Raw genomic sequence first — 23,100 nt, 5'->3', positions numbered from 1 at the left:
TGTCATATTCAACGTGGGAAGTGTTGATGGTGATACCACGAGCTTTTTCTTCTGGTGCGTTATCGATCTGGTCGAATGCACGAGCAGAACCACCGTAGGTTTTAGCCAGAACGGTAGTGATTGCAGCAGTCAGGGTAGTTTTACCGTGGTCAACGTGGCCGATAGTACCAACGTTGACGTGCGGTTTTGTACGTTCAAATTTTTCTTTAGACACGGCTATATTCCTTACTATAGTGCCCCCTCACCGAGGGGACACGGGATTTTGGTTTTTAACCCCGGGGCTTATTTGCCGCGGGCTTCGATTACGGCCTGAGCAACGTTGTTAGGCGCATCATCATACTTCAGGAATTCCATGGAGTAAGACGCACGACCTTTGGTCAGAGAACGCAGCTGAGTTGCGTATCCGAACATTTCAGACAACGGAACTTCAGCATGAATCTGAACGCCAGTAGCGTTAGATTCCTGACCTTTCAGCTGACCACGACGACGGCTAAGGTCACCGATGACATCACCAGTGTTCTCTTCCGGAGTCTCAACTTCAACCTTCATGATAGGCTCAAGCAGAACTGGTTTCGCTTTCTTAAAGCCATCTTTGAAGGCGATAGAAGCGGCCAGTTTAAACGCCAGTTCAGAGGAGTCAACGTCATGGTAAGAACCGAAGTGCAGACGCACACCCAGATCTACTACCGGATAACCAGCCAGTGGACCAGACTTCAGCTGCTCCTGGATGCCTTTATCAACGGCAGGGATGTATTCGCCAGGAATTACACCACCTTTGATGTCGTTGATGAACTCGTAACCTTTCGGATTTGAGCCCGGCTCCAGTGGGTACATGTCGATAACAACATGACCGTACTGACCACGACCACCAGACTGCTTAGCGTGTTTACCTTCAACATCGGTAACTTTCGCACGAATCGCTTCGCGGTAAGCAACCTGAGGTTTACCCACGTTAGCTTCAACGTTGAATTCACGCTTCATACGGTCAACGATGATGTCGAGGTGCAGTTCACCCATACCAGCGATGATGGTCTGGTTAGATTCTTCATCAGTCCATACGCGGAATGATGGGTCTTCTTTAGCCAGACGGCCCAGAGCCAGACCCATTTTTTCCTGGTCAGCTTTGGTTTTCGGTTCAACGGCGATAGAGATTACCGGCTCTGGGAACTCCATACGCTCCAGAATGATCGGGTGATCTGGGTTACACAGGGTGTCACCAGTAGTCACATCTTTCAGACCGATTGCAGCAGCGATGTCGCCCGCACGAACTTCTTTGATCTCTTCACGTTTGTTCGCGTGCATCTGTACGATACGACCGAAACGCTCACGTGCCGCTTTCACGGAGTTCAGGATGGTGTCACCGGAGTTAACCACGCCAGAGTACACGCGGAAGAACGTCAGGTTACCCACGAACGGGTCGGTAGCGATTTTGAACGCCAGTGCAGCAAACGGCTCTTCATCACTTGCGTGACGTTCAGCCGGAGTGTCTTTACCGTCGTCCAGGATACCGTTGATCGCAGGAACATCTACTGGGGATGGCAGGTAATCAATTACCGCATCCAGCATTGCCTGAACACCTTTGTTCTTGAACGCAGAACCACAGGTTACCAGGATGATTTCGTTGTTCAGAACGCGCTGACGCAGAGCTTTCTTGATCTCTTCTTCAGTCAGTTCTTCACCACCCAGGTATTTCTCCATCAGCTCTTCTGAAGCTTCTGCAGCGGACTCGATCAGGTTCTGGTGCCATTCTTCGGCCAGTGCCTGCATGTCTGCTGGGATATCTTCATAAACGAAGGTGACGCCTGCATCTTCTTCGTTCCAGTTGATGGCTTTCATTTTCACCAGGTCAACAACACCGGTGAAACCTTCTTCAGCACCAATTGCCAGCTGCAGCGGAACCGGAGTCGCGCCCAGACGGGTTTTGATCTGACCAACAACTTTCAGGAAGTTAGCACCCATACGGTCCATTTTGTTAACGAACGCGATGCGTGGAACTTTGTATTTATTAGCCTGACGCCATACGGTTTCAGACTGTGGCTGAACACCACCAACTGCGCAGTAAACCATTACTGCACCATCAAGAACACGCATGGAACGTTCAACTTCGATAGTGAAGTCAACGTGGCCCGGGGTGTCGATGATGTTTACGCGATGCGGTTCATACTGCTTAGCCATACCTGACCAGAATGCAGTAGTCGCTGCGGAGGTGATGGTAATACCACGCTCCTGCTCCTGTTCCATCCAGTCCATGGTGGCTGCGCCGTCATGAACTTCACCGATTTTATGGTTTACACCGGTGTAGAACAGAATACGTTCGGTAGTAGTGGTTTTACCGGCGTCGATGTGCGCACTGATACCGATGTTACGGTAGCGTGCGATGGGTGTTGTACGAGCCATTTGATTCCTCGTTTGATTCTTTGGCGTTCAGTTAAGTAACCCAGAGCGGGCGGCTTCTCTGAAGCGCCCGCCTGGTGACTATGACTCCGAAGGGATTACCAACGGTAGTGTGCGAACGCCTTGTTGGCTTCTGCCATACGGTGAACGTCTTCACGTTTCTTAACTGCAGTACCTTTGTTGTCTGCAGCATCAGAAAGTTCGTTCGCCAGACGCAGAGCCATGGATTTATCACCGCGTTTACGAGCAGCTTCAACGATCCAACGCATTGCCAGAGCATTACGACGAACCGGACGAACTTCAACTGGAACCTGATAAGTAGAACCACCAACGCGGCGGGACTTAACTTCTACAGTTGGGCGAACGTTGTCGAGAGCGACTTCGAAAGCTTCCAGTTCATTTTTACCAGAACGCTGAGCCAGGGTCTCCAGCGCGCTGTATACGATTGCTTCTGCAGTAGATTTTTTACCATCTACCATCAGGATATTTACAAATTTTGCCAGCAGTTCTGATCCGAACTTAGGATCTGGAAGGATTTTACGCTGACCAATGACGCGACGACGTGGCATGGGAATACTCCGTTGTTAATTCAGGATTGTCCAAAACTCAAAGAGTTTAGTTTGACATTAAGATAAATCAGTTTGGCCTTACTTAACGGAGAACCATTAAGCCTTAGGACGCTTCACGCCATACTTGGAGCGAGCTTGCTTACGGTCTTTAACGCCGGAGCAGTCGAGCGCACCACGAACGGTGTGATAACGAACACCCGGAAGGTCTTTTACACGACCGCCACGGATCAGGATCACGGAGTGTTCCTGCAGGTTGTGACCTTCACCACCGATGTAGGAAGTCACTTCAAAACCGTTGGTCAAACGCACACGGCATACTTTACGCAGTGCGGAGTTTGGTTTCTTAGGAGTGGTGGTATATACACGAGTACATACGCCACGTTTCTGCGGGCAGGCTTCCAGCGCAGGCACGTTGCTTTTTGCAACTTTGCGAGCGCGTGGTTTGCGTACCAGCTGGTTAACTGTTGCCATTAAATAGCTCCTGGTTTTAGCTTTTGCTTCGTAAACACGTAATAAATCGCCTCATACAATATGAGGACGCGAAATTTTAGGGCCACGCCGAAAAGGTGTCAAGAAATATACAGCGATCTCGCCTCACCAACTCATTTGAGTGGCGTGTTTCACCGTCAGATTGACGAAATCAGTATAGCTAACCGCGTCGATTTTGGCTGAAATTTGACCAACAAGGCCACGAGCAGCAATGTCTTCCTTTAGCGCAGAGACAGTAATGGGGGCATTGTTGAGAATTTCAACAAAGCGGCTGCCCTCAATTGCGGCCAGAACACCGTCCTGGATCAGCAACAGATCGTCGCCTTCACCCAGCATTCTCAGTAACCCTTCGATGTCGCACTGCCACGGGGAGTGGCGCAAGGTATGGAGCATGACGGCCTCAGAAAGTCAGAACAGTTTGATAATGGGAGAGTTGTTCGCGTAACGCTTGTGGGGAAATGACGGTGGCGTCCAGCACCATGGCGCTGTTTTCATCCAGCCCGCGCTCTTTTAAAGAGGCCGCACAAACCCAGAATGTCTCAATGTCGTAAAGCGGTAAAACTTTAAAGGTCGCAATATAGTCCCGCGCCAGAATCTGCTGAGGCTGTTGCCCAGCCAGGATCTGGAACACGCCATCACCGATAAAGAACACGCCGATATCTTCCGTCAGCGCCGAGGTTGCCAAAAGCGCATCCAGCCCTTCCCTGCCCGCCGCGCTGCCGTGAGGGGCGGAAGTAAATACAAATGCAATGCGGTTCATCAGAATTGCACCATCCGATCGCAGGTCAGCGCCGCTTGCGCCAGCGCCCCTAATCCACTCAGAGAAAATCCAGGCTGGAGGTTCGCCGCCGCAAGACCGAGACGCTCAGCTTCTGCGTTATCCGTCACGCCGCGACGCAAGGCCGCCGCTACGCAGATGTGCAGCTCGACGCCCTGCTGTTCATTGAGATTCTGCCAGGCGCGCACCAGATCAAACTCATCCGACGCTGGTGAGGTCAACTGATTCGCGTTGTAGACCCCTTCGCGATAGAAAAAAACGCTCTCCAGCTGATGCCCGGCAGCCAACAACGCCTCAGCGAATTGCAAAGCGCTACTGGCCTGCTGAGTACCGTAAGCCGGCCCCGTCACCATGATGGCAAAACGCATTACTTCTCTTGTCCCAGGAAATCACCGCTTTTGAACTGGCGGATGTAGAGATAAACCGTGTGCTTGGAGATGTTCAGGCGATCGGCCACCTGGTTAATCGCATCTTTAATATCGAAAATACCTTTCTCATAGAGGTTCAGCACGATCTGGCGGTTCTTGGCGTTGTTCGATACGTTGCGATCGGCATTCACCTCTTCGATGGTGAACTCCAGCGTCTGAGTGACGAGGTCTTCCACCGAGGAAGCAAAGTTCACCGACGAGTTCACTTCCGGCGTTTCAGGCGGAACAAAGGTGCTCATGATTTGAGAGAAGGGCACATCAAGGTTGATGTTGATACACAGCAGCCCGATGACGCGGTGGTCGCGGTTACGGATGGCGATCGTTTCTGACTTCATCAGAACGCCGCTTTTGGCACGAGTAAAATAGCATTTGGAGACGCTGCTGTCCGCGCCGGTCATGTCGTGCAGCATACGCAGTGCAAGGTCGGTAATTGGCGATCCAATTTTACGGCCAGTGTGCTCACCATTAGCAATGCGGATGGCGGAACATTTCAGATCTTGCAGGGAGTGCAATACGATTTCGCAGTGGGAGCCAATGAGCATCGCTAACCCGTCCACCACCGCTTCGTAGGATTTGAGAATATCGAAGTCGGTCTGGTCGAAAGGACGTTGATCCAGCAAATCGAGTTCACTGGTTTCGTTGGTTAAAAGCGACCTGGACATGAAAAAAACACTCCTTTTCAGGAGCCTGTCATTAGGTTGTCAGGGCAGGCTCATATTTACACGGACAACTAAATTAATACAGCGTAGGTAACGCTTTCCAGTGTTAATTATATCTGCCCCACAATAATAAAACCGCCGCCTTAAAGGCGGCGGTTTTTAGCGTTTTACTTCTTCGCTGCGTCTGCAGCTTTATCATCTGCTGCAGCGTCCGGTTTGGCATCTGCCTTCGGAGCCGGTTTGATGTCCAGCAGTTCAACGTTGAAGACCAGCGTGGAGTTAGCCGGAATACCCGGAACGCCTGTTTTGCCGTAAGCCAGATCCGGTGGGATCACCAGCTGAATTTTGCCGCCTTTCTTGATGTTTTTCAGGCCTTCGGTCCAGCCTGGGATAACACCGTCGAGACGGAAGGAGAGCGGCTCACCGCGGGTGTATGAGTTGTCGAACTCTTTACCGTCGATCAGGGTACCTTTGTAGTTCACCACTACGGTATCGCTGTCTTTCGGCGCATCGCCCGTACCGGCTTTCTCTACTTTATACAGCAGACCGGTAGAAGAGGTTTTCACACCCTTCTCTTTAGCAAAAGTATCGCGGTAGGCTTTGCCCTTCGCTTCGTTGTCTTTTGCGTCTTGTTCCATCTTGCCCTGAGCAGCGCCCTTCACACGCGCTTCAAAAGCCTGCAGGGTCTGTTCGATTTCCTGGTCAGACAGTTTGCTCTTGTCTGCAAACGCATCCTGAACCCCGGCGATCAGCTGGTCTTTATCCAGTTTGATGCCCAGTTTCTCTTGCTCTTTGAGAGAGTTTTCCATGTAACGACCCAGAGACGCGCCCAGCGCATAGGCTGATTTCTGGTCGTCATTTTTGAACGCAGCTTTGCTGTCTGCGCTTGCAGCAGGTTTCGCAGCGGTATCAGCAGCGAAAGAGAGCGGCGCATTCAGTGCGACGGCCATCGTGGTCGCCAGCAGCGTTACTTTAAACAGTGATTTCATCCATTTCTCCAGGTCCGGGGCCTCTCACCCCAGCATTAAACGTATATGAGAAGCGTACTATAGAACGTTGCAGAAGAAATCTACAGACAGACTCTCCCTAAACTCGCCTCTTTTCAGACTATTTTTGTTTAAATAAGTTTCTTGCCTTAAGGCGGGATGCTGTACACAGGAGTAAACTCGGGTAAAATTCGCCGCCGCCAACGCCTGAGGCGTGCGAAACTTAAGAGAGGTCAATCATGCAAGAAACTACGATGGAAGCGCGGCTGGCCGAGCTGGAAAGCCGTCTGGCTTTTCAGGAAGTTACCATAGATGAGCTGAACCAGACCGTGACGGCTCACGAACTGGAAATGGCCAAACTGCGCGATCTTCTGCGTCTGCTGACGGAAAAAGTGAAAGCGAGTCAATCGTCACACATCGCCTCACAGGCCGAAGAGACGCCACCACCTCATTATTGAGGCGTAAAAAAAGCGGGATTTAATCCCGCTTTTTTGTGCACGCTGCTTAGCCAAAAATTAATGGCAGCCGCAACCGCCGTTACCGCCACAACCACCTTTGCCGTGCTCATGACCGTGGTCATGGTCGTGGCCGTGACCACCGCAGCAACCATCGTGGCCGTGGTCGTGATCGTGGTCGTGACCGTTCGCACCGTGAACGTGGCCATGAGCCAGTTCTTCAGCGGACGCTTCACGAATCGCGATAACTTCAACGTTGAATTTCAGGTTCTGGCCAGCCAGCATGTGGTTACCGTCAACCACAACGTGCTCGTCTTCCACTTCGGTGATTTCAACCGGTACTGGACCCTGGTCGGTTTCAGCCAGGAAGCGCATGCCAACCTGCAGCTCGTCAACGCCCATGAACACGTCTTTAGGAACGCGCTGAACCAGGTTATCGTCGTACTGACCGTAAGCGTCGTTCGCGCCTACAGCAACATCAAATTTGTCGCCAACTACGTGACCTTCCAGCGCGTTTTCCAGGCCGGAAATCAGGGAACCGTGACCATGCAGGTAGTCCAGCGGCGCACTCACCGGAGACTCATCAACCAACACACCGTCTTCTGTACGTACCTGATAGGCCAGGCTGACCACCAGGTCTTTTGCTACTTTCATGATATCTCCTGAGCGTGGGAAAATTGCTGGCGCAGATTGTAGCGGAAATCTGCACCCGTGTACCCTTTAGCTTAAAAAATCTGAGGGCATATCGCTAGTCCGGATGAAAAATCCCGATCACTTGCTCTTCTTTGCGAACGTGCTCGCGAACCTCTTTGTCCGCCTCGCGCATCTGATGCCCGCACTTAACACACTCAACAATATCAATATTATTCTCACGCCACATAGCCAGCGTATCTTGCGCCTGGCAGGACGGGCATTTTGCACCTGCAATAAAACGTTTACGAACTGCCATACTTTTTCCTCTATTCGAATTCATCCCAGCCGTCCAGCTGACGTCGTTCCTTCTGCATTTCCCGCTGGAAGATCTCTTCCAGCTCGCGACGCGCTTCCCGCACGCGGGAGATCTGCGCCGTATCGCTATGGACCGGCATCAGCTCGCGCAGCATACGCATATCGAGGCGACGGAAATGCAGCTGGGCGCGCTGGGCCTGATGTGGATGCATCCCCAGCGACACCAGGGTTTTACGGCCCAACTCCAGCGCGCTGGAGAAGGTCTCACGCGAGAAGTTTTTCACCCCAGCCTGCAGCAGCTCGTGCGCCTCAACGCGTCCCCGCGCTCGCGCCAGAATATGCAGATGCGGGAAATGCTGCTGACATAGTTCCACCAGCTTCATCGTATCTTCCGGCTCGTTACAGGTGATAACGATCGACTCTGCCGCCTGTGCGCCCGCCGAGCGCAGAAGTTCAAGCTGAGTGGCATCGCCGTAATAGACTTTGTAGCCATATTTACGCATCAGGTTGACCGCGCTGATATCGCGCTCCAGCACCGTAATACGCATTTTGTTCGCCATCAACAAGCGGCCTATCACCTGCCCAAAGCGCCCAAAGCCCACCACAATCACCTGCGGCTTATCGTCCTCCACCCACGGCGTTTCGCCCTCTTCTTCCGGCGGATTAAAGCGTCGCGAGAGGGATTTATCAATCAGCTTCATCAGCAGCGGCGTGGTCATCATGGAGAGCGTTACCGTCACCAGCAGGAGCGCCATCTGATCATCCTGGAACAAACGCTGCGAAGATGCTGTGGAGAAGAGCACAAAGGCGAACTCTCCGCCCTGGCTCAGCACGCCCGCAAACTGCATGCGCTCTGAACTCCTGAGACGATAAATGCGCGCCAGCACGTACAGCACGCCGGTTTTCACCGCCACCAGCACCGCCACACTCAGCACCACCCACAGCAAATGGGTGTACAGCACCCCAAGGTTGAGCGCCATTCCCACGGAGATAAAGAACAGTCCTAACAGCAGCCCTTTAAACGGGTCGATGGCCGTTTCCAGCTCGTGGCGATATTCGCTCTCCGCCAGCAGCACACCGGCGATAAAGGTTCCGAGCGCCATCGACAGCCCCAGCGCATCCATAAACAGCGCCGACCCCAGCACCAGCAGCAGCGTCGCCGCGGTAAACACTTCGCGCACGCCCGACGCCGCAATAAAGCGAAACACCGGGCGGAGCAGATAGCGCCCGCCAATCAGCATCCCCGCGAACGCCAGCACTTTCATCCCGACCTTCATCCAGTCAAAATGATCGTCCCCGGAACCGGCGAGCAGTGGCACCAGCGCTAACGCCGGGATCACCGCTAAATCCTGAAACAGCAAAACCGAAAAACCGAGCTGGCCCGATTCGTTGCGATTCATCCCCTTGTCGCGCATCAGCTGCAGCGCCATCGCCGTCGAGGACATCGCAAGCCCTATCCCGCCGATCACCGCCGCCTGCCACTTGAATTCCGTCAGCATCAGCAACCCGCCGAGGATCACCGCGCTGAATAGCACCTGCGCGGCGCCCACGCCGAAAATCGATCGCCGCAGCTGCCAGAGTTTCGCCGGGTTCAGCTCCAGGCCGATGATAAACATCAGGAAGACGACGCCCAGCTCGGAGAAGTGAAGGATTTCATCGACGTCGCTGATAAACCCCAGCCCCCACGGGCCAATCGCGATGCCCGCCAGCAGATAGCCCAGCACCGCGCCGATTCCCAGCCGGGATGCCAGCGGCACGGCGACTACCGCCGCGAAGAGGAACAACACGCCTGCCAGTAACAGATCGGAACCTTCCATCAGCGGCCTCCTGTCAAAATCGGTGAGGCCAGCCAGTCGCCGTAGGCTTTAGCGTGACTTGCCAGCTCCTGTGCAGGCTGGCGGCGCGCCCAGTAGACCACAATCGGGCTCATCCACTGCATGCGGCACATGGCCGCCGTTAACTCAAAAGGGCGCAGAATATCGCTCATGGGATAGCGGTTTAACCCGTCGTGGCGGTAGGCGCTCTCGGGTTCACCGGTGGTGATGACACTCCGCCAGTACTTTCCCGCCAGCTGGTTTCCCCCTGGTCCACTGGAAAAGCCGCGGGTCAACACCCGGTCCAGCCACTCTTTGAGCAGTGCCGGGCAGCTGTAGGTATAAAGCGGATGCTGGAACACAATCACGTCATGCTGACGCAACAGCTCCTGCTCGTGCGGGATATCAATAAAAAAATCGGGATAGTGCGCGTACAGGTCGTGCACCGTCACATTGCTGAGTTGTCGAGCCGGTTTGAGCAAAACCCGGTTGGCGACCGAGTCCTGAGATTCCGGATGGGCATACAGCAGCAGCACTTTTGCTGTCTGGGACATCATTCCCCTCCCGGGTCGTCATCATGGCCATTTTCGGCTAACATGGCACGCCTGCGCTAAGCGCGGTATTACATTTAACCTCATTATAATGACAACTTAACATAGTCGGAACACACGGCGCTCTATGATTGTTTTCTCCTCGTTACAAATTCGTCGCGGCGTACGCGTCCTGCTGGACAACGCTACCGCCACCATTAATCCAGGGCAAAAAGTGGGTCTGGTGGGCAAAAACGGCTGCGGCAAATCCACTCTGCTGTCGCTTCTGAAAAACGAGATGAGCGCCGATGCAGGGAGCTTCACCTATCCGGGAAACTGGCAGCTGGCCTGGGTTAACCAGGAAACCCCAGCCCTGAGCGTTCCGGCCCTCGACTATGTGATTGACGGCGACCGCGAATACCGCAAGCTGGAAGCCGAACTCAACGCCGCTAACGAGCGCAACGACGGCCACGCCATCGCTACGGTTCACGGTAAGCTCGACGCCATCGACGCGTGGACCATCCGCTCGCGCGCCTCCAGCCTGCTGCACGGTCTGGGCTTCAGCAACGAACAGCTCGAACGCCCGGTGAGCGATTTCTCCGGCGGCTGGCGTATGCGTCTGAACCTCGCGCAAGCCCTGGTCTGCCGCTCGGATCTGCTGCTCCTCGATGAACCGACCAACCACCTCGATCTCGACGCGGTGATCTGGCTGGAAAAATGGCTGAAAAGCTATCAGGGCACGCTGATCCTGATCTCCCATGACCGCGACTTCCTCGACCCGGTGGTGGATAAGATTATTCATATCGAACAAGAATCGATGTTCGAATACACCGGCAACTACAGTTCGTTCGAGCGTCAGCGCGCCACGCGCCTGTCACAGCAGCAGGCGATGTACGAAAGCCAGCAGCAGCGCGTGGCCCATCTGCAAAGCTTCGTCGATCGCTTCAAGGCCAAAGCCTCGAAAGCGAAACAGGCCCAGAGCCGCATCAAAATGCTCGAACGCATGGAGATGATCGCCCCGGCGCACGTGGACAACCCGTTCCACTTCAGCTTCCGCGCGCCGGAGAGCCTGCCGAACCCGCTGCTGAAAATGGAAAAGGTCAGCGCGGGCTACGGCGAGCGCATTATTCTCGACTCCATCAAACTCAACCTGGTACCGGGTTCGCGCATCGGTCTGCTCGGGCGTAACGGCGCGGGTAAATCCACGCTCATCAAACTGCTGGCGGGAGAACTTGATCCGGTCAGCGGCGATATCGGCCTGGCAAAAGGCATCAAGCTCGGCTACTTCGCCCAGCATCAGCTGGAATTTTTACGCGCCGATGAATCGCCGATCCAGCACATGGCGCGCCTCGCCCCGCAGGAGATGGAGCAGAAACTGCGCGACTACCTCGGCGGCTTTGGCTTCCAGGGCGATAAGGTCAGCGAAAACACCGAACGCTTCTCCGGCGGCGAAAAAGCCCGTCTGGTGCTGGCGCTGATCGTCTGGCAGCGTCCAAACCTGCTGCTGCTCGATGAACCGACCAACCACCTGGATCTCGACATGCGTCAGGCGTTGACCGAAGCGCTGATCGAGTTCGAAGGCGCGCTGGTTGTCGTCTCGCACGACCGACATCTGATCCGCTCCACCACCGACGACCTCTATCTGGTTCACGACGGGAAAGTCGAACCTTTCGACGGCGATCTGGAAGATTACCAGCAGTGGCTGACGGACGTGCAGAAGCAGGAAAACCAGCCTGCCGATGACGCGAAAGAGAACGCCAACAGCGCGCAGGCGCGCAAAGACCAGAAACGTCGCGAGGCCGAGCTGCGCACCCAAACCCAGCCGCTGCGTAAAGAGATCACCCGTCTGGAAAAAGAGATGGAGAAACTCCACGCCGCGCTGGCCACGGTGGAAGAGAAGCTCGGCGACAGCGAATTGTACGATCAGGCGCGCAAAGCCGAACTGACCGAGTGCTTACAGATTCAGGCTAAAACCAAATCTGGCCTCGAAGAGTGCGAATTGGCGTGGCTGGACGCCCAGGAACAGCTGGAAGCGATGCTGCAAAGCGATTAACAATCTGGAGGGTTATGACTATCGATATCACGAGCGACATTACATTTCGCAAGCTGAGTATTTTCATGACCTTCATGGAAAAGGGCAATATCGCCCGCACCGCCGAGGCGCTTGGTCTGAGCGGTGTGAGCGTCCATCGCGCCCTGCATACCCTGGAAGAGAACGTTCGCTGCCCGCTGTTCACCCATAAAGGCCGCAATCTGATTGCCCTGCCCTCCGCCTGGACGCTGCTGGAGTATTGTCAGGAAGTGATGCAGGTAATGGAGCGCGGGCTGGAAGAGTCGCGCAAAATCGCCGGGATTGGTCAGGGACGGTTGCGCGTCGGCACGCTTTATTCGTTGACGATGGAAACCGTGCCGCGTCTGATAATGGGAATGAAGCTGCGCCGTCCGGACCTGGAAATGGATCTGACGATGGGCTCGAACGACACCCTGCTTCATCTGCTCGACGAAGGCTCGCTGGACGCGATTCTGATCTCCATCTCCGAAAGCGATATTGACCGCAATACCCTCGAAGTGCTGCCTCTGTTCCACGACGACATTTTTCTCGCCGCCCCCGCCTCCGCCAAACTGAACAGCAGCGGGCTGGCGGATCTGCGTGATTACAAAGATCAGAAATTCGTCTCGCTGGCGGAAGGGTTTGCGACCTACGCCGGTTTTCAGGACGCGTTCCAGATCGCCGGTTTTGAGCCGGAAATCGTCACCCGGGTGAATGATATCTTTTCGATGTTAAGTCTGGTGCAGGCGGGCGTGGGTTTTACGCTGATGCCAGGCAGGATGAAAAAGGTGTACGAGAATTCGGTGCAACTGCTGAAGCTCGCGCAGCCGTACCAGATGCAGCAGCTGATCGCGATTGTCTTTGCCCGCAACCGCGAGCAAGACCCGAGCCTGCGAGCGTTAGCCGCCGAAGGGCGGATGTATGCGCGCAGTTTGCAGGAGAGTGCCTGATGGTTTTGCCGGGTGGCGGCTGCGCCTTACCCGGCCTACGGTTTTGTAGGCCCGATAAGCGCAGCGCCATCGGGCAAAAAGGCTATCCGCGCAGCCGCTTCGCCAGATGGACCGCCACGTCCACGCCGCTGCGCTCCAGCGAAATCGCTTCACCGTCCCACGCCGCCTGCCGTGTCAGGCAGGTCAATACGCCGCCGGGCGGCATCTCAATCGCCAGCCGCGCTTCGCGCTCGTTGGCGGAAATCACCGCCTCCTGCCAGCGCACCGTGCGCGCCATGTTCATCGCTAAATCATCGGCAATCTTTTCCGGCTGCCACAATACCCGTCCGGTACTGCCGCTGAGATACGCACAGCGCGGACGCGAAAGCGTCACCCGGCTAAACGCCTCCGCCAGTTTCTGCGCCGGTTCCGCGAGGAGCTCACAATGGGACGGCACGCTCACCGCCAGACGATGGGCTTTGTTCGCCCCCTTCTCCAGCGCGCGTTTTGCCACGATCGCCATCCCCTCATCGGAGCCCGCAATCACAATCTGCGTTTCCGCATTGAGATTGGCGATGTAACAGCCCGTGCCTGCGATCAGACTCTCTACCTGAGACAAAGTCAGCCCCATGATCGCCGTCAGCCCGTAGCCGTGCGGATACGCCTGTTCCATCAAATCACCGCGCAGCGCCACCAGCCTTAATGCGTCGGTGAACTCCAGCGCACCGGCGATCACCGCCGCAGGATAGGCACCAATCGACAGACCGCTGACGATATCCGGCGTCACGCCGCGTCGTTCCAGCTCGCGCGCCCAGGCAACGCCAGCAATCAGCAGACAAAGCTGCACCGCGCGGGTATGTTCCAGGGCCCCGGAGGAATCCAGCAGATCCGCTTCTGCGCCCAGCACTTCGCGCGCTGTCGCCAGCTCCGTTCCCGGAAGGTCCTGCAGCATGCCCGCACGCTGCGTCCCCTGCCCCGGAAAGGTAAACAAAATTTTCATCACGCCTCCCTGTTCCACGGGTCGGCCACCAGGCGCGGCCCTGTGTGCGTTTTCAGTAGCGCTTTACCGTCGCGCAGCCACTCGTTCAGGGCGAAACCGCCGAGAGGGGTTTCCACCTGCGTGTCCACGCGGCACAGCGCACTGCCGAGCTGAACCGCCCAGCGCTCAAACTCCGCCGCCGGTAAAGACTCTGGCGCGCGGATCAGCAGATCGAGATCGCTCTGTGCATGAATCACCGGTACGCCCGTTGCCAGCGCGTACCCGGCACTTCCCGTGATGCCCCACGTCCATGGCCACGCCTGCTGCGCCAGCTGGAACGCCACCTGAACCGGGGGCTGAGTGATAAACGGCGAGCGCAGCAGGTCGGTCGCCACGCTCAGATCTTCAGGCGACACCACGCGCGTCACGCACTCGGGCTTCACCCATCCGGCGGCACGCTGGTCGCGTTTCAGACCGCGCACACCGACAGGTATGCGTCCGTTGCCGTCAACATCACGCCGCACCACCACAGGCAAACCGGTATGCCACACGCCATCCACCCAGGATTCGGTGATACCTTCCAGCGCGTCGCGCGCGGTAAGCCAGATAAGATCGTGCGGGCGTAATGTTGTGGTCATGATTACATTCCTGAAGTCAGCGAGATAAACAGCGGTAGCGACAGGATACACAGGACCGAGCTCAACAGCAGCACCGCTTCTGCATCAGGGGACTGCACGCCAAATCGGTTGCCGAACACCACGCCGAAGAAACCGGCGGAGAGTGCAATCATCAGGATCGCGGTGATCGCCACGCTGCCGTGCAGGCCGAAAATCAGCACCAGACCCCAGGCAATCGCCGGCTGAATCAGCAGCTTGGCAATGGTAGAGGTGATGACCATGGTGTTGATCTGCAGTTTACGCGCAGAGAGGATCACCCCTGTCAGGAACAGCGCCGCCGCGGTCGCCGCCAGGCCAAGCGGTTTGATGGCCGCGAGAACCAGTTCCGGCATTTTGATGCCGATAGCCGACAGAATCACCCCCAGCAGCGGGCCCATCACGATCGGTTTTTTGATGGAGCGCCACATCAGCACCGGCAGCATCGCCAGCGTCGAACCGCTGGTATTCCCTTCGGCACGCGCTTTTTCACGCTCCAGAATCAGCAGGCAGAACGGGGTCATCAGCACGGAACCACAGGCGATGGAGACCGCCACAGAGAGCGACGTCGCCGAACCTTCACCCAACACGCTGCCCAAAATGGGCAGACCGAGCGCCGCATAGTTCGGCAGTGCCACCGTCAGGGTCAGCACGGCGGCATCCTGCGGGGATTTTTTAAAGACGTTGGTGGCAAGGAAGTAGATTGCCGCATAGGTGATCCACATCGCCAGAGTCAGCACCAGAATCAGCGGTGACTGAGCGAGAATGCCGGTCCACGGCGTTTGTACGGTCGCGCTGAACAGCGCGGCGGGCAGCGCAAAATCCATCACGAAGATATTCAGCAGGGAGACATTTTTGTTGTCGACCATTTTGGCCTTACCGGCCCAGAATCCCAGCAGCATGATGACAAAAATCGGAGCAAGAGCATGAACAATTACATAAGTCATAAATCACCTGTAAACCTGTCATTTAAAAAGAAATAGCACTGGCGCGATGATTATTATTTTCAGGATGCAGGTTCCCGCGCAGGCGCAGCGAGTGCGCCCACGGGGCCTGCATCTGGCAGGACTTTTTTCTGATTACCAGCTTGCTCGCATACGTTCGCGTACCAGAGCAGAGCTGCGGCGGTTGTCAGCACCCAAACGGCTTTTCAGCGTGGTGTCCTGACGCGCGTCGTTGATGGCCTGTTGCAGGGTGGATTTCACCTGCGCCAGATCGGTGTCGGAAGGGGCGTCCGGGTTGCTGATATCCAGCAGATCGGCCAGCAGCCCCAGGGTGGCGTAGTTACTGATGTCATACGCCATTGGCGGGATGGTCGCCGCCAGTTTTTCCAGCGCCTCGACGGTGCGCAGGGTGATACGCGCGGCGGACTCTTTGCCCATCGCATGAATCAACACGCCCTTGTCGTTAAAAGCGATCAGGCGGTTCGCCTGGTAGCCGTGAGCGAGGAACGCGCCGGACATCGCTTTGCCGACGATCAGGCCAATCACCGGATGACCGGCCAGACGCGCATTGGCATAGGCTGCAGCGGCACCGGCCAGCGCCTGGTGGATCCCGAACGCCTCTTCGCGACGGCCATACGCCTGACTCGGCACGTCAATCACCGCCACAATCGGGCGTTTAACAGCTTTATCGGCGTCCGCCGCGATGGTTTCGCTGACCACTTTCGCCAGCGTCCAGCCCTCCAGCAGCCCCACTTCACCCTGCGCAGCGCGCGGGAAATGGTTATTCGCATCCGGCACCACGGCGACAAAACGCACGCTTTCACCGTTAAGTTCGCCATCTGCCGCCTGCACGGACGGGCATAAGCCTGGCAAGCGCTGAGCATTCGGGGCGAGGGTTTGCAGCCAGAGTTCGCCGCGGCTGATTGAGTTAGTCATCATTTCACCTCCCGGGCAAAAAGGGCGTGGATCTGTTCGGTATCCGCCTGTTTGCGGGTATCGAAGTGGCTCAGACGAGTCAGATAGTCGTCGTAGTTATCGGTGCGATGTTTTGCCGGAACGCCTTTAGCCAGCACGTCGTTCATCGCCTTTTTCACTGCGTTGACGCCATCGCCCACCAGCGCATCCACCAGACCACTTTCGTAGCGGATTTCGCCGCCGGTCATACTCCAGATAAACGGACGGTCGCGGGAGTCGTACTCGTCAATCCCGGCTTCCTGCTCGATCACCTGCGGGCCATTCAGGCCGAGACGCGCTTCGCGGGTAACAATCAGATAGCTACACAGCGCGGCGGCGATCGACATCCCGCCGAAGCAGCCGACGGTCCCGGCGACAATCCCAACGACTGGGGTATAGCGGCGTAAATCGACAATCGCCGCGTGAATATCGGCAATCGCCGCCAGCCCAAGGTTAGCTTCCTGCAGGCGCACGCCGCCGGTTTCGAGGCACAGGACGGCCTGCGTCGGAATGCCGTTGCGGTTATCTTCTGCCGCCAGCTCCAGCGCCGCCGCCATTTTGGCCCCTGAGACTTCGCCCATGCTGCCGCCCTGGAACGCGCCTTCAATCGCCACCACCACCGCAGGCTGACCGTTGATAGTCCCTTTCGCGACCACCATGCCGTCGTCTGCCTGCGGGACGATCCCCTGTGCGCCGAGCCACGGGGAGGTGATGCCCTCAAACGGGTCCAGCAGTTCGCGGTAGCTGCCGTCGTCCAGCAGAGCGTGAGCACGCTGGCGCGCTTTCAATTCGATAAAACTGCGATCGTCACGCATGGCTCACCTCTTCAAATACCTGTTCGATACGAATACGGGCCACGCCCGGGGTTGCGCCAAAGTCGTGAATGGTCAGCGTACCGGCAGGCAGGCTGCTCACGGTTTGCAGACGGTTGAACAGCGCTTCCCAGCGACCACGGCTGTTGTCGACGGACGTGGTGATATTGATGGTTAAGGTCTGGCTCGGGTCGGCGGTGAATAACACCTCCATATCCCCGGAACCGACAACCCCTGCCAGCGCCCTGCCGCTCAATACGCGGCTGGCTGGCACGGTTAATGTGATTTTTTCCATAACATCCTCTTAATGCTTTGAATAAGGCGTCTCGACGCGGTCGAGGAACAGCGTGGCGGCGAGCAGATCGGCGGCACCACCCGGTGAGGCATTGAGCGCCAGCATCTGGCGGTCGAGCAGCTCTAGGGCACGCTGGCCTTCTGGCGCAGCGGTTCCACCCGCGTTCAGCACGGCGCGAGCCCCGTCCTGCATGGTCTCCAGCCCTTCCATTCCGGCGCGGGACAGCACGCAGGTGTCGGTGAGCGAGGTCATGATCGCCATCAGCGCATCGAGCCTTGAATGCGTTTCGCTGCTGCCGTTCAGGCGACTGAGACGAAGCTGGGGCAGCGCCCGCTGCAAAATATGCGGGAACGCCTGCTGCGCCTCTTCACGCGCCCCCGGCACGCGATAGCGGTGCGTGGCGCGAAGCCCTTTGCTGAACACTTTCGGTGCTGCGTCATCCGGCAGCTTTGCCAGCTCCGCAGCCCGCATGGCGACGGTCTGCGGTTTGGCGTCGCCGCCGAGCATCGCTATCGCGCTGACCAGCAGTCCGAGCGCCCAGATCGCGCCACGATGGGTATTGACTCCGCCGGTGGCGGCCATCATCTGCTGCTCGCCTTCGCGACCCAGCCGCCCGATGGTTTGTCTGAGCGCAATGTCCGCCGGACGCTGCCAGCTTTGCTGCGCCAGCGCCTGAAACGTAGGGGTCAGGCTGTGCGCGGACCGCTCCATTAATGCAAGCGTGAGGTCCAGGTGTGCGCCGTTCCCCCGACTGTCCACCAGACCGGGTTTCGGGCTTAATCGTGCTTCGTCAATCAGACACTGCGTGGCGGTTCGCGCCAGCCATTCGGCACCGCCTTCAACCTGAATCTGGGGCAGAAGTTTCATTACCAGCTCCGGAATTTCGCAGGTGGGTTGTAGAGACCGCCAGACCATTCCACGAGGTCAGCCACACTGCCGGCTGCCAGCAGCGAGCGGGTCGCGTCGGTACGGCGAATGCCCATATCTTCCGGGTAGACCACTTTGCCACTCTGGCGCAGTGCGGCGACGCGTTTGGCGTCCACGCCCAGGCCGATGTCGGTGATCCCGGCGACGGCGGCGACCATCGCGCGGCGCTCTTCGAGATTTTCGGCGCGATAGAGGTAGGCAATCCCCTCTTCGGTCAGAACGTGGGTCACGTCATCCCCGTAGATCATCACCGGTGCCAGCGGCATGCCGGAGGCTTTCGCCACTTCAACGGCGTCGAGTTTTTCCACGAAGGTCGGTTTCACGCCCGCCTGGAAGGTTTCGACCATCTGCACCACCAGCTTTTTACCGCGCTGCATCGGGTCCGGTTCGGTAATCATGTTCAGCCACGCAGGCGTAGCATGACGACGACCGTGCGGATCGTGGCCCATGTTTGGCGCGCCGCCGAAGCCCGACAGACGACCGCGGGTCACGGTTGAGGAGTTGGCGTAGCCATCCACCTGCAGCGTCGAACCGATAAACATATCCACCGCGTACTGGCCTGCCAGCTGGCAGAAGGCGCGGTTAGAGCGCATCGAGCCGTCGGCACCGGTGAAGAACACGTCCGGGCGGGCGCGGATGTACTCTTCCATCCCCAGTTCGCCGCCGAAGCAGTGCACGCTCTCCACCCAGCCGCTTTCAATCGCCGGGATCAGCGTCGGGTGTGGGTTCAGGGTCCAGTGTTTACAGATTTTGCCTTTCAGGCCGAGCTGTTCGCCGTAGGTCGGCAGCAGCAACTCAATCGCCGCGGTGTTAAAGCCGATGCCGTGGTTCAGGGACTGCACCTGGTGTTCCGCGTAGATACCTTTGATCGCCATCATCGCCATCAGGATGTGTTCTTGCTTGATGAGGCGCGGGTCGCGGGTAAAGAGGGGTTCGATGAAGAACGGTTTGTCGGCGACAACCACGTAATCAATCCACGAGCCCGGAATATCCACGCGCGGCAGATCGCATTCGTCGTCCACCAGCTCATTCACCTGGGCGATGACGATCCCGTCGTGGAACGCCGCGGCTTCGACCAGCGCCGGGGTGTCTTCGGTGCTCGCGCCGGTATAGAGGTTGCCTTTGCGGTCGGCTTTAAACCCGGCAATCAGCGCCACGTTCGGCGAAAGATCGACGTACAGACGGGAGTAAAGCTCGATGTAGGTGTGGATGGCGCCGATTTCGAGCTGGCCGTCTTCCAGCAGCTGCGAAATACGCAGGCTCTGGGTGCCGGAGAAAGAGAAATCGAGCTTGCGGGCGATGCCCTTTTCAAAGATATCGAGATGTTCGCTGCGACCGACGCTCGGCATGATCATATGCAGGTCGTGCACGATTTGCGGGTTCACTTCAGCGAGTGAGCGGGACAGAAAATCGGCCTGCTTTTGGTTGTTGCCTTCAAGGACGACTTTGTCGCCCGGAGCAATCAGTTTTTCCAGCATGGCGACGAGATCGTCGGTCGGCAGAACCTTGCCTTGCACCGGGACGGAAGCCAGGCGGCGCGCTTTTTCGGTGCGTCGCGTGTTCCAGACCCGGGCGGGTGTTTGCCCAGATAACATTATTAACCTCCTGATTCAGCACATCATTCTGATTTGCTTAACGCTGAACAAAGTGTGCGCTCTGGTGAGAAAGGCATCAATTAAGCGTAGAGCGGAATCATTAGCCTGAGAGTAATAATCGAGGTAAAGATTTGTGATCGAGATCAGTTCGCGACGGGTGAAAAAATGGCAGAGGTGGCAGAAATGGCTGAATCGGAGGTAAACGCCCCTCGTTTTTATAAACAGGGTACAATTCGGAAGGTATAGTAATGACTGACAAGAATTAATATCGCATCGTTATGACCCAAATTATTCCATCAGATTTCGAGATCGCTGGCGCTGAGAGCGCAGACTTCGTGCCCATGCGGGGTGTGGCAAACCCGCACCTGCAGACCATGCTGCCGAGGATCTTGCGTCGAAAACTGCAGTTTACGCCGCACTGGCAGCGCCTTGACCTGCCGGACGGTGATTTCGTGGATTTAGCCTGGAGCGAAGATCCCGAGCAGGCCAGGCACAAACCGCGCCTGGTGGTATTTCATGGTCTGGAAGGGAGCCTGCACAGCCCCTATGCCCACGGCCTGATCCACGCGGCGAAAGAACGCGGCTGGCTCGGCGTGGTGATGCATTTTCGCGGCTGTAGCGGCGAGCCGAACCGCCGGGAGCGTATTTATCACTCCGGCGAAACCGAAGATGGCACCTGGTTTTTACACTGGCTGAAGAACAGCTACGGCAGCGTGCCGACTGCCGCCGTCGGCTATTCCCTCGGCGGAAACATGCTCGCCTGCCTGCTGGCCAAAGAGAGCGACACGGTTCCACTGGATGCGGCGGTGATCGTCTCCGCCCCCTTTATGCTCGAGCAGTGCAGCTATCATATGGAAAAGGGCTTTTCGCGGGTCTATCAGCGCTACCTGCTGAACCTGCTCAAAGCCAACGCCGCGCGTAAGCTGAAGGCCTATCCGGATACCCTGCCGATCAGCCTGCAACAGCTGAAGCGAATGCGTCGCCTGCGCGAGTTTGACGATATGATCACCTCGAAGATCCACGGCTTTGCCGACGCGATCGACTACTATCGTCAGTGTAGCGCCATGCCGCTGCTGAACCAGATCACCAAACCGACGCTGATCATCCATGCGAAGGACGATCCCTTTATGGATCATCACTCCATTCCCGCGCCGGAACATCTGCCGGCGAACGTGCAGTATCAACTGACGGAACACGGCGGCCACGTCGGCTTTATCACCGGCACCTTGCGTCGTCCGAAAATGTGGCTGGAATCGCGCATCCCTGACTGGTTAACCCCTTTTCTGGAGAGAGTAAAATGATGATTCCCTGGCAGGATCTGGCTCCCGAAACGCTGGATAGCCTGATTGAAAGCTTTGTATTACGCGAAGGCACCGATTATGGTGAACATGAGCGTTCGCTCGAACAAAAGGTCGCCGATGTAAAACGGCAGCTACAAAGCGGCGAGGTGTTGCTGGTGTGGTCTGAACTGCACGAAACGGTCAACATCATGCCGCGCAATCAGTTTCGCGGTTGATTGTTCCATCTTTCCATTCAGGGAGTTGCTATGTCCGCCAGACATCCGGTTATTGCCGTCACGGGTTCGAGTGGTGCGGGAACCACCACCACCAGCCTCGCTTTTCGCAAGATCTTCGCGCAGCTCAACCTGCGCGCGGCCGAGGTGGAGGGCGATAGCTTTCATCGCTTCACCCGTCCTGAAATGGACATGGCTATTCGCAAAGCCCGCGATTTAGGCAAGCACATCAGCTACTTCGGGCCAGACGCCAACGACTTTGGCCTGCTGGAACAAACCTTTCAGGACTACGGCCACACGGGCAAAGGCCAGTCGCGGAAATACCTGCACACCTACGACGAAGCGGTGCCCTGGAATCAGGTGCCAGGCACATTCACTCCGTGGCAGCCCCTGCCGGAGCCGACTGACGTGCTTTTTTACGAAGGATTGCACGGCGGCGTGGTGACGCCGCAGCATGACGTGGCGCGCCACGTGGATCTGCTGGTCGGCGTGGTGCCGATTGTCAATCTGGAGTGGATTCAAAAGCTGACCCGCGACATGAGCGAGCGCGGCCATTCGCGCGAAGCGGTGATGGATTCGGTGGTGCGTTCGATGGAGGATTACATCAACTTCCTGACGCCGCAGTTCTCGCGCACCCACATCAACTTCCAGCGCGTTCCGACAGTCGACACCTCTAACCCGTTTGCGGCGAAAACCATTCCTTCGCTAGATGAAAGCTTTGTGGTGATCCATTTCCGTAACCTGGAAGGCATTGATTACCCGTGGCTGCTGGCGATGCTGCAGGGCTCATTCATTTCTCATATCAATACGCTGGTGGTGCCGGGCGGGAAGATGGGGCTGGCGATGGAGTTGATCATGATGCCGCTGGTGCAACGGCTGATGGAAGGCAAGAAGATCGCCTGAGGTTTGTTGCCGGATGGCGCTGCGCTTATCCGGCCTACGTTCATGCTTTTGTAGGCCCGGTAAGCGTAGCGCCACCGGGCTTTGTTTTAAGCGTCAATCACTTCATACGAATGGGTAATCTTCACCGCTTTTTCCAGCATCAGCGCCACAGAGCAGTACTTCTCCGCAGACAGATCCACCGCGCGGGACACAGCGGCATCTTTCAGCTCTTTTCCGGTGACGATAAAATGCAGATTGATATGCGTAAACAGACGCGGCGCTTCTTCGCGACGCTCTGAGGTCAGCTTCACTTCGCAGTCGGTCACATCGTGACGGCCTTTTTGCAGAATCGACACCACGTCAATCGCGCTGCAGCCGCCAGCCGCCATCAGCACCACTTCCATCGGGCTTGGCGCTTTATCTCCGGAGTTACCGTCCATCAAAATCTGGTGCCCTGAAGCGGATTCGCCAAGGAACGTTAAACCTTCAACCCATTTCACACGCGCTTGCATTTTTA

General features: G+C 56.9%; 28 protein-coding genes. 6 read left to right on the top strand and 22 right to left on the bottom strand.

The window, feature by feature from the left end; genetic code table 11:
- The 9 genes from QQF33_RS11720 to fkpA form a co-directional block, all read right to left on the bottom strand.
- The coding region (locus tag QQF33_RS11720; protein ID WP_227256966.1) for a GTP-binding protein at window positions 1-214 on the bottom strand (214 nt) is incomplete at its 3' end.
- 68 nt (window positions 215-282) lie between these two features.
- The gene (fusA, locus tag QQF33_RS11715; RefSeq protein ID WP_282493482.1) at window positions 283-2,397 is read right to left on the bottom strand and encodes an elongation factor G; all 2,115 of its coding nucleotides are present in this window, start codon (window positions 2,395-2,397) and stop codon (window positions 283-285) included.
- 95 nt (window positions 2,398-2,492) lie between these two features.
- Complete coding sequence (rpsG, locus tag QQF33_RS11710) at window positions 2,493-2,963, bottom strand: 30S ribosomal protein S7 (protein ID WP_004106370.1); 471 nt, start codon at window positions 2,961-2,963, stop codon at window positions 2,493-2,495.
- A 96-nt stretch (window positions 2,964-3,059) separates the two neighbouring features.
- A complete protein-coding gene (rpsL, locus tag QQF33_RS11705) occupies window positions 3,060-3,434 on the bottom strand; it encodes a 30S ribosomal protein S12 (protein ID WP_000246815.1) in 375 nt (124 codons plus the stop codon).
- Window positions 3,435-3,557: 123 nt separating this feature from the next.
- Window positions 3,558-3,845, bottom strand: coding sequence for a sulfurtransferase complex subunit TusB (gene tusB / locus QQF33_RS11700; RefSeq protein WP_282493483.1), 288 nt, complete (start codon window positions 3,843-3,845; stop codon window positions 3,558-3,560).
- Between the two features lie 7 nt (window positions 3,846-3,852).
- Window positions 3,853-4,212, bottom strand: a complete 360-nt coding sequence (gene tusC, locus QQF33_RS11695) for a sulfurtransferase complex subunit TusC (protein ID WP_282493484.1) — start codon at window positions 4,210-4,212, stop codon at window positions 3,853-3,855.
- Window positions 4,212-4,598 (bottom strand): sulfurtransferase complex subunit TusD, encoded by a 387-nt coding sequence (gene tusD / locus QQF33_RS11690; protein ID WP_285157850.1) that lies wholly within the window; start codon window positions 4,596-4,598, stop codon window positions 4,212-4,214. Before tusD ends, tusC begins: the two co-directional genes overlap by 1 nt.
- On the bottom strand, window positions 4,598-5,320 hold the full coding sequence (locus tag QQF33_RS11685; RefSeq protein WP_095283676.1) for a helix-turn-helix transcriptional regulator: 723 nt from the start codon (window positions 5,318-5,320) through the stop codon (window positions 4,598-4,600). Before QQF33_RS11685 ends, tusD begins: the two co-directional genes overlap by 1 nt.
- Before the next feature lie 164 nt (window positions 5,321-5,484).
- Entirely contained in the window at window positions 5,485-6,306 is an 822-nt protein-coding gene (fkpA, locus tag QQF33_RS11680; RefSeq protein WP_282493486.1) for an FKBP-type peptidyl-prolyl cis-trans isomerase, read from the bottom strand.
- Window positions 6,307-6,542: 236 nt separating this feature from the next.
- Between fkpA and QQF33_RS11675 the strand changes: the two genes are divergently transcribed.
- Window positions 6,543-6,761, top strand: coding sequence for a protein SlyX (locus QQF33_RS11675; RefSeq protein ID WP_095283678.1), 219 nt, complete (start codon window positions 6,543-6,545; stop codon window positions 6,759-6,761).
- Window positions 6,762-6,818: 57 nt separating this feature from the next.
- Here the strand turns inward: QQF33_RS11675 and slyD are convergent, their stop codons facing one another.
- From slyD to kefG, 4 genes are all read right to left on the bottom strand, one after another.
- Window positions 6,819-7,412, bottom strand: a complete 594-nt coding sequence (gene slyD, locus QQF33_RS11670) for a peptidylprolyl isomerase (RefSeq protein WP_285157849.1) — start codon at window positions 7,410-7,412, stop codon at window positions 6,819-6,821.
- Between the two features lie 94 nt (window positions 7,413-7,506).
- On the bottom strand, window positions 7,507-7,707 hold the full coding sequence (locus QQF33_RS11665; RefSeq protein ID WP_100778640.1) for a YheV family putative zinc ribbon protein: 201 nt from the start codon (window positions 7,705-7,707) through the stop codon (window positions 7,507-7,509).
- Between the two features lie 10 nt (window positions 7,708-7,717).
- Window positions 7,718-9,523, bottom strand: a complete 1,806-nt coding sequence (gene kefB, locus QQF33_RS11660) for a glutathione-regulated potassium-efflux system protein KefB (RefSeq protein WP_282493488.1) — start codon at window positions 9,521-9,523, stop codon at window positions 7,718-7,720.
- Window positions 9,523-10,077 (bottom strand): glutathione-regulated potassium-efflux system ancillary protein KefG, encoded by a 555-nt coding sequence (gene kefG, locus QQF33_RS11655; protein ID WP_282493489.1) that lies wholly within the window; start codon window positions 10,075-10,077, stop codon window positions 9,523-9,525. The genes kefB and kefG overlap by 1 nt, the downstream gene beginning before the upstream one ends.
- A 121-nt stretch (window positions 10,078-10,198) precedes the next feature.
- Between kefG and QQF33_RS11650 the strand changes: the two genes are divergently transcribed.
- A complete protein-coding gene (locus tag QQF33_RS11650; protein WP_285157848.1) occupies window positions 10,199-12,103 on the top strand; it encodes an ABC transporter ATP-binding protein in 1,905 nt (634 codons plus the stop codon).
- 14 nt (window positions 12,104-12,117) lie between these two features.
- A complete protein-coding gene (locus QQF33_RS11645) occupies window positions 12,118-13,050 on the top strand; it encodes a LysR family transcriptional regulator (protein WP_282493491.1) in 933 nt (310 codons plus the stop codon).
- An 82-nt stretch (window positions 13,051-13,132) separates the two neighbouring features.
- On the opposite strand, the gene mdcH is transcribed toward QQF33_RS11645, so the two are convergent.
- The 8 genes from mdcH to mdcA all read right to left on the bottom strand — a co-directional run bounded on the left by mdcH (window position 13,133) and on the right by mdcA (window position 20,188).
- The gene (gene mdcH / locus QQF33_RS11640) at window positions 13,133-14,029 is read right to left on the bottom strand and encodes a malonate decarboxylase subunit epsilon (protein WP_285148661.1); all 897 of its coding nucleotides are present in this window, start codon (window positions 14,027-14,029) and stop codon (window positions 13,133-13,135) included.
- Complete coding sequence (locus QQF33_RS11635; RefSeq protein WP_285148663.1) at window positions 14,029-14,646, bottom strand: malonate decarboxylase holo-ACP synthase; 618 nt, start codon at window positions 14,644-14,646, stop codon at window positions 14,029-14,031. Before QQF33_RS11635 ends, mdcH begins: the two co-directional genes overlap by 1 nt.
- Window positions 14,647-14,648: 2 nt before the next feature.
- Window positions 14,649-15,608: an AEC family transporter gene (locus tag QQF33_RS11630; protein WP_282493494.1), complete on the bottom strand. Its 960-nt coding sequence runs from the start codon at window positions 15,606-15,608 to the stop codon at window positions 14,649-14,651.
- Window positions 15,609-15,740: 132 nt separating this feature from the next.
- Window positions 15,741-16,541, bottom strand: a complete 801-nt coding sequence (mdcE, locus tag QQF33_RS11625) for a biotin-independent malonate decarboxylase subunit gamma (RefSeq protein WP_285148697.1) — start codon at window positions 16,539-16,541, stop codon at window positions 15,741-15,743.
- Window positions 16,541-17,374, bottom strand: a complete 834-nt coding sequence (locus tag QQF33_RS11620) for a biotin-independent malonate decarboxylase subunit beta (RefSeq protein WP_285157847.1) — start codon at window positions 17,372-17,374, stop codon at window positions 16,541-16,543. Before QQF33_RS11620 ends, mdcE begins: the two co-directional genes overlap by 1 nt.
- On the bottom strand, window positions 17,367-17,666 hold the full coding sequence (mdcC, locus tag QQF33_RS11615) for a malonate decarboxylase acyl carrier protein (protein WP_282493496.1): 300 nt from the start codon (window positions 17,664-17,666) through the stop codon (window positions 17,367-17,369). Before mdcC ends, QQF33_RS11620 begins: the two co-directional genes overlap by 8 nt.
- 9 nt (window positions 17,667-17,675) lie before the next feature.
- Complete coding sequence (locus QQF33_RS11610; RefSeq protein WP_285157846.1) at window positions 17,676-18,533, bottom strand: triphosphoribosyl-dephospho-CoA synthase; 858 nt, start codon at window positions 18,531-18,533, stop codon at window positions 17,676-17,678.
- Window positions 18,533-20,188 (bottom strand): malonate decarboxylase subunit alpha, encoded by a 1,656-nt coding sequence (gene mdcA / locus QQF33_RS11605; protein ID WP_285154738.1) that lies wholly within the window; start codon window positions 20,186-20,188, stop codon window positions 18,533-18,535. Before mdcA ends, QQF33_RS11610 begins: the two co-directional genes overlap by 1 nt.
- Before the next feature lie 278 nt (window positions 20,189-20,466).
- Between mdcA and QQF33_RS11600 the strand changes: the two genes are divergently transcribed.
- Genes QQF33_RS11600 through QQF33_RS11590 form a run of 3 tightly spaced genes read left to right on the top strand, consistent with a single transcriptional unit; the run spans window position 20,467 to window position 22,604 of the window.
- Complete coding sequence (locus QQF33_RS11600; RefSeq protein WP_282493499.1) at window positions 20,467-21,489, top strand: hydrolase; 1,023 nt, start codon at window positions 20,467-20,469, stop codon at window positions 21,487-21,489.
- Entirely contained in the window at window positions 21,486-21,704 is a 219-nt protein-coding gene (locus QQF33_RS11595; RefSeq protein ID WP_095283693.1) for a YheU family protein, read from the top strand. Before QQF33_RS11600 ends, QQF33_RS11595 begins: the two co-directional genes overlap by 4 nt.
- Before the next feature lie 30 nt (window positions 21,705-21,734).
- A complete protein-coding gene (locus QQF33_RS11590) occupies window positions 21,735-22,604 on the top strand; it encodes a phosphoribulokinase (protein ID WP_282493500.1) in 870 nt (289 codons plus the stop codon).
- An 86-nt stretch (window positions 22,605-22,690) separates the two neighbouring features.
- On the opposite strand, the gene QQF33_RS11585 is transcribed toward QQF33_RS11590, so the two are convergent.
- Entirely contained in the window at window positions 22,691-23,095 is a 405-nt protein-coding gene (locus tag QQF33_RS11585; RefSeq protein WP_202674966.1) for an OsmC family protein, read from the bottom strand.
- Between the last annotated feature and the right edge of the window lie 5 nt (window positions 23,096-23,100).

The organism is Lelliottia wanjuensis (assembly GCF_030238365.1).
Lineage (GTDB): Bacteria > Pseudomonadota > Gammaproteobacteria > Enterobacterales > Enterobacteriaceae > Enterobacter > Enterobacter wanjuensis.
Note: the sequence above shows the minus strand (reverse complement) of the source record. Positions and strands in the feature narration are given on the sequence as shown.

What these genes read in the sequence shown, in the direction of transcription:
- QQF33_RS11585 (WP_202674966.1), bottom strand. Translation starts at nt 23,095, where the DNA reads ATGCAAGCGCGTGTGAAATGGGTTGAAGGTTTAACGTTCCTTGGCGAA.
- kefG (WP_282493489.1), bottom strand. Translation starts at nt 10,077, where the DNA reads ATGATGTCCCAGACAGCAAAAGTGCTGCTGCTGTATGCCCATCCGGAA.
- fkpA (WP_282493486.1), bottom strand. Translation starts at nt 6,306, where the DNA reads ATGAAATCACTGTTTAAAGTAACGCTGCTGGCGACCACGATGGCCGTC.
- QQF33_RS11620 (WP_285157847.1), bottom strand. Translation starts at nt 17,374, where the DNA reads ATGCGTGACGATCGCAGTTTTATCGAATTGAAAGCGCGCCAGCGTGCT.
- kefB (WP_282493488.1), bottom strand. Translation starts at nt 9,523, where the DNA reads ATGGAAGGTTCCGATCTGTTACTGGCAGGCGTGTTGTTCCTCTTCGCG.
- mdcA (WP_285154738.1), bottom strand. Translation starts at nt 20,188, where the DNA reads ATGTTATCTGGGCAAACACCCGCCCGGGTCTGGAACACGCGACGCACC.
- fusA (WP_282493482.1), bottom strand. Translation starts at nt 2,397, where the DNA reads ATGGCTCGTACAACACCCATCGCACGCTACCGTAACATCGGTATCAGT.
- QQF33_RS11590 (WP_282493500.1), top strand. Translation starts at nt 21,735, where the DNA reads ATGTCCGCCAGACATCCGGTTATTGCCGTCACGGGTTCGAGTGGTGCG.
- QQF33_RS11600 (WP_282493499.1), top strand. Translation starts at nt 20,467, where the DNA reads ATGACCCAAATTATTCCATCAGATTTCGAGATCGCTGGCGCTGAGAGC.
- QQF33_RS11610 (WP_285157846.1), bottom strand. Translation starts at nt 18,533, where the DNA reads ATGAAACTTCTGCCCCAGATTCAGGTTGAAGGCGGTGCCGAATGGCTG.
- tusB (WP_282493483.1), bottom strand. Translation starts at nt 3,845, where the DNA reads ATGCTCCATACCTTGCGCCACTCCCCGTGGCAGTGCGACATCGAAGGG.
- tusD (WP_285157850.1), bottom strand. Translation starts at nt 4,598, where the DNA reads ATGCGTTTTGCCATCATGGTGACGGGGCCGGCTTACGGTACTCAGCAG.
- QQF33_RS11665 (WP_100778640.1), bottom strand. Translation starts at nt 7,707, where the DNA reads ATGGCAGTTCGTAAACGTTTTATTGCAGGTGCAAAATGCCCGTCCTGC.
- QQF33_RS11635 (WP_285148663.1), bottom strand. Translation starts at nt 14,646, where the DNA reads ATGACCACAACATTACGCCCGCACGATCTTATCTGGCTTACCGCGCGC.
- QQF33_RS11630 (WP_282493494.1), bottom strand. Translation starts at nt 15,608, where the DNA reads ATGACTTATGTAATTGTTCATGCTCTTGCTCCGATTTTTGTCATCATG.
- mdcE (WP_285148697.1), bottom strand. Translation starts at nt 16,541, where the DNA reads ATGACTAACTCAATCAGCCGCGGCGAACTCTGGCTGCAAACCCTCGCC.
- mdcC (WP_282493496.1), bottom strand. Translation starts at nt 17,666, where the DNA reads ATGGAAAAAATCACATTAACCGTGCCAGCCAGCCGCGTATTGAGCGGC.
- QQF33_RS11645 (WP_282493491.1), top strand. Translation starts at nt 12,118, where the DNA reads ATGACTATCGATATCACGAGCGACATTACATTTCGCAAGCTGAGTATT.
- tusC (WP_282493484.1), bottom strand. Translation starts at nt 4,212, where the DNA reads ATGAACCGCATTGCATTTGTATTTACTTCCGCCCCTCACGGCAGCGCG.
- mdcH (WP_285148661.1), bottom strand. Translation starts at nt 14,029, where the DNA reads ATGAAAATTTTGTTTACCTTTCCGGGGCAGGGGACGCAGCGTGCGGGC.
- slyD (WP_285157849.1), bottom strand. Translation starts at nt 7,412, where the DNA reads ATGAAAGTAGCAAAAGACCTGGTGGTCAGCCTGGCCTATCAGGTACGT.
- QQF33_RS11595 (WP_095283693.1), top strand. Translation starts at nt 21,486, where the DNA reads ATGATGATTCCCTGGCAGGATCTGGCTCCCGAAACGCTGGATAGCCTG.
- rpsL (WP_000246815.1), bottom strand. Translation starts at nt 3,434, where the DNA reads ATGGCAACAGTTAACCAGCTGGTACGCAAACCACGCGCTCGCAAAGTT.
- QQF33_RS11685 (WP_095283676.1), bottom strand. Translation starts at nt 5,320, where the DNA reads ATGTCCAGGTCGCTTTTAACCAACGAAACCAGTGAACTCGATTTGCTG.
- rpsG (WP_004106370.1), bottom strand. Translation starts at nt 2,963, where the DNA reads ATGCCACGTCGTCGCGTCATTGGTCAGCGTAAAATCCTTCCAGATCCT.
- QQF33_RS11675 (WP_095283678.1), top strand. Translation starts at nt 6,543, where the DNA reads ATGCAAGAAACTACGATGGAAGCGCGGCTGGCCGAGCTGGAAAGCCGT.
- QQF33_RS11650 (WP_285157848.1), top strand. Translation starts at nt 10,199, where the DNA reads ATGATTGTTTTCTCCTCGTTACAAATTCGTCGCGGCGTACGCGTCCTG.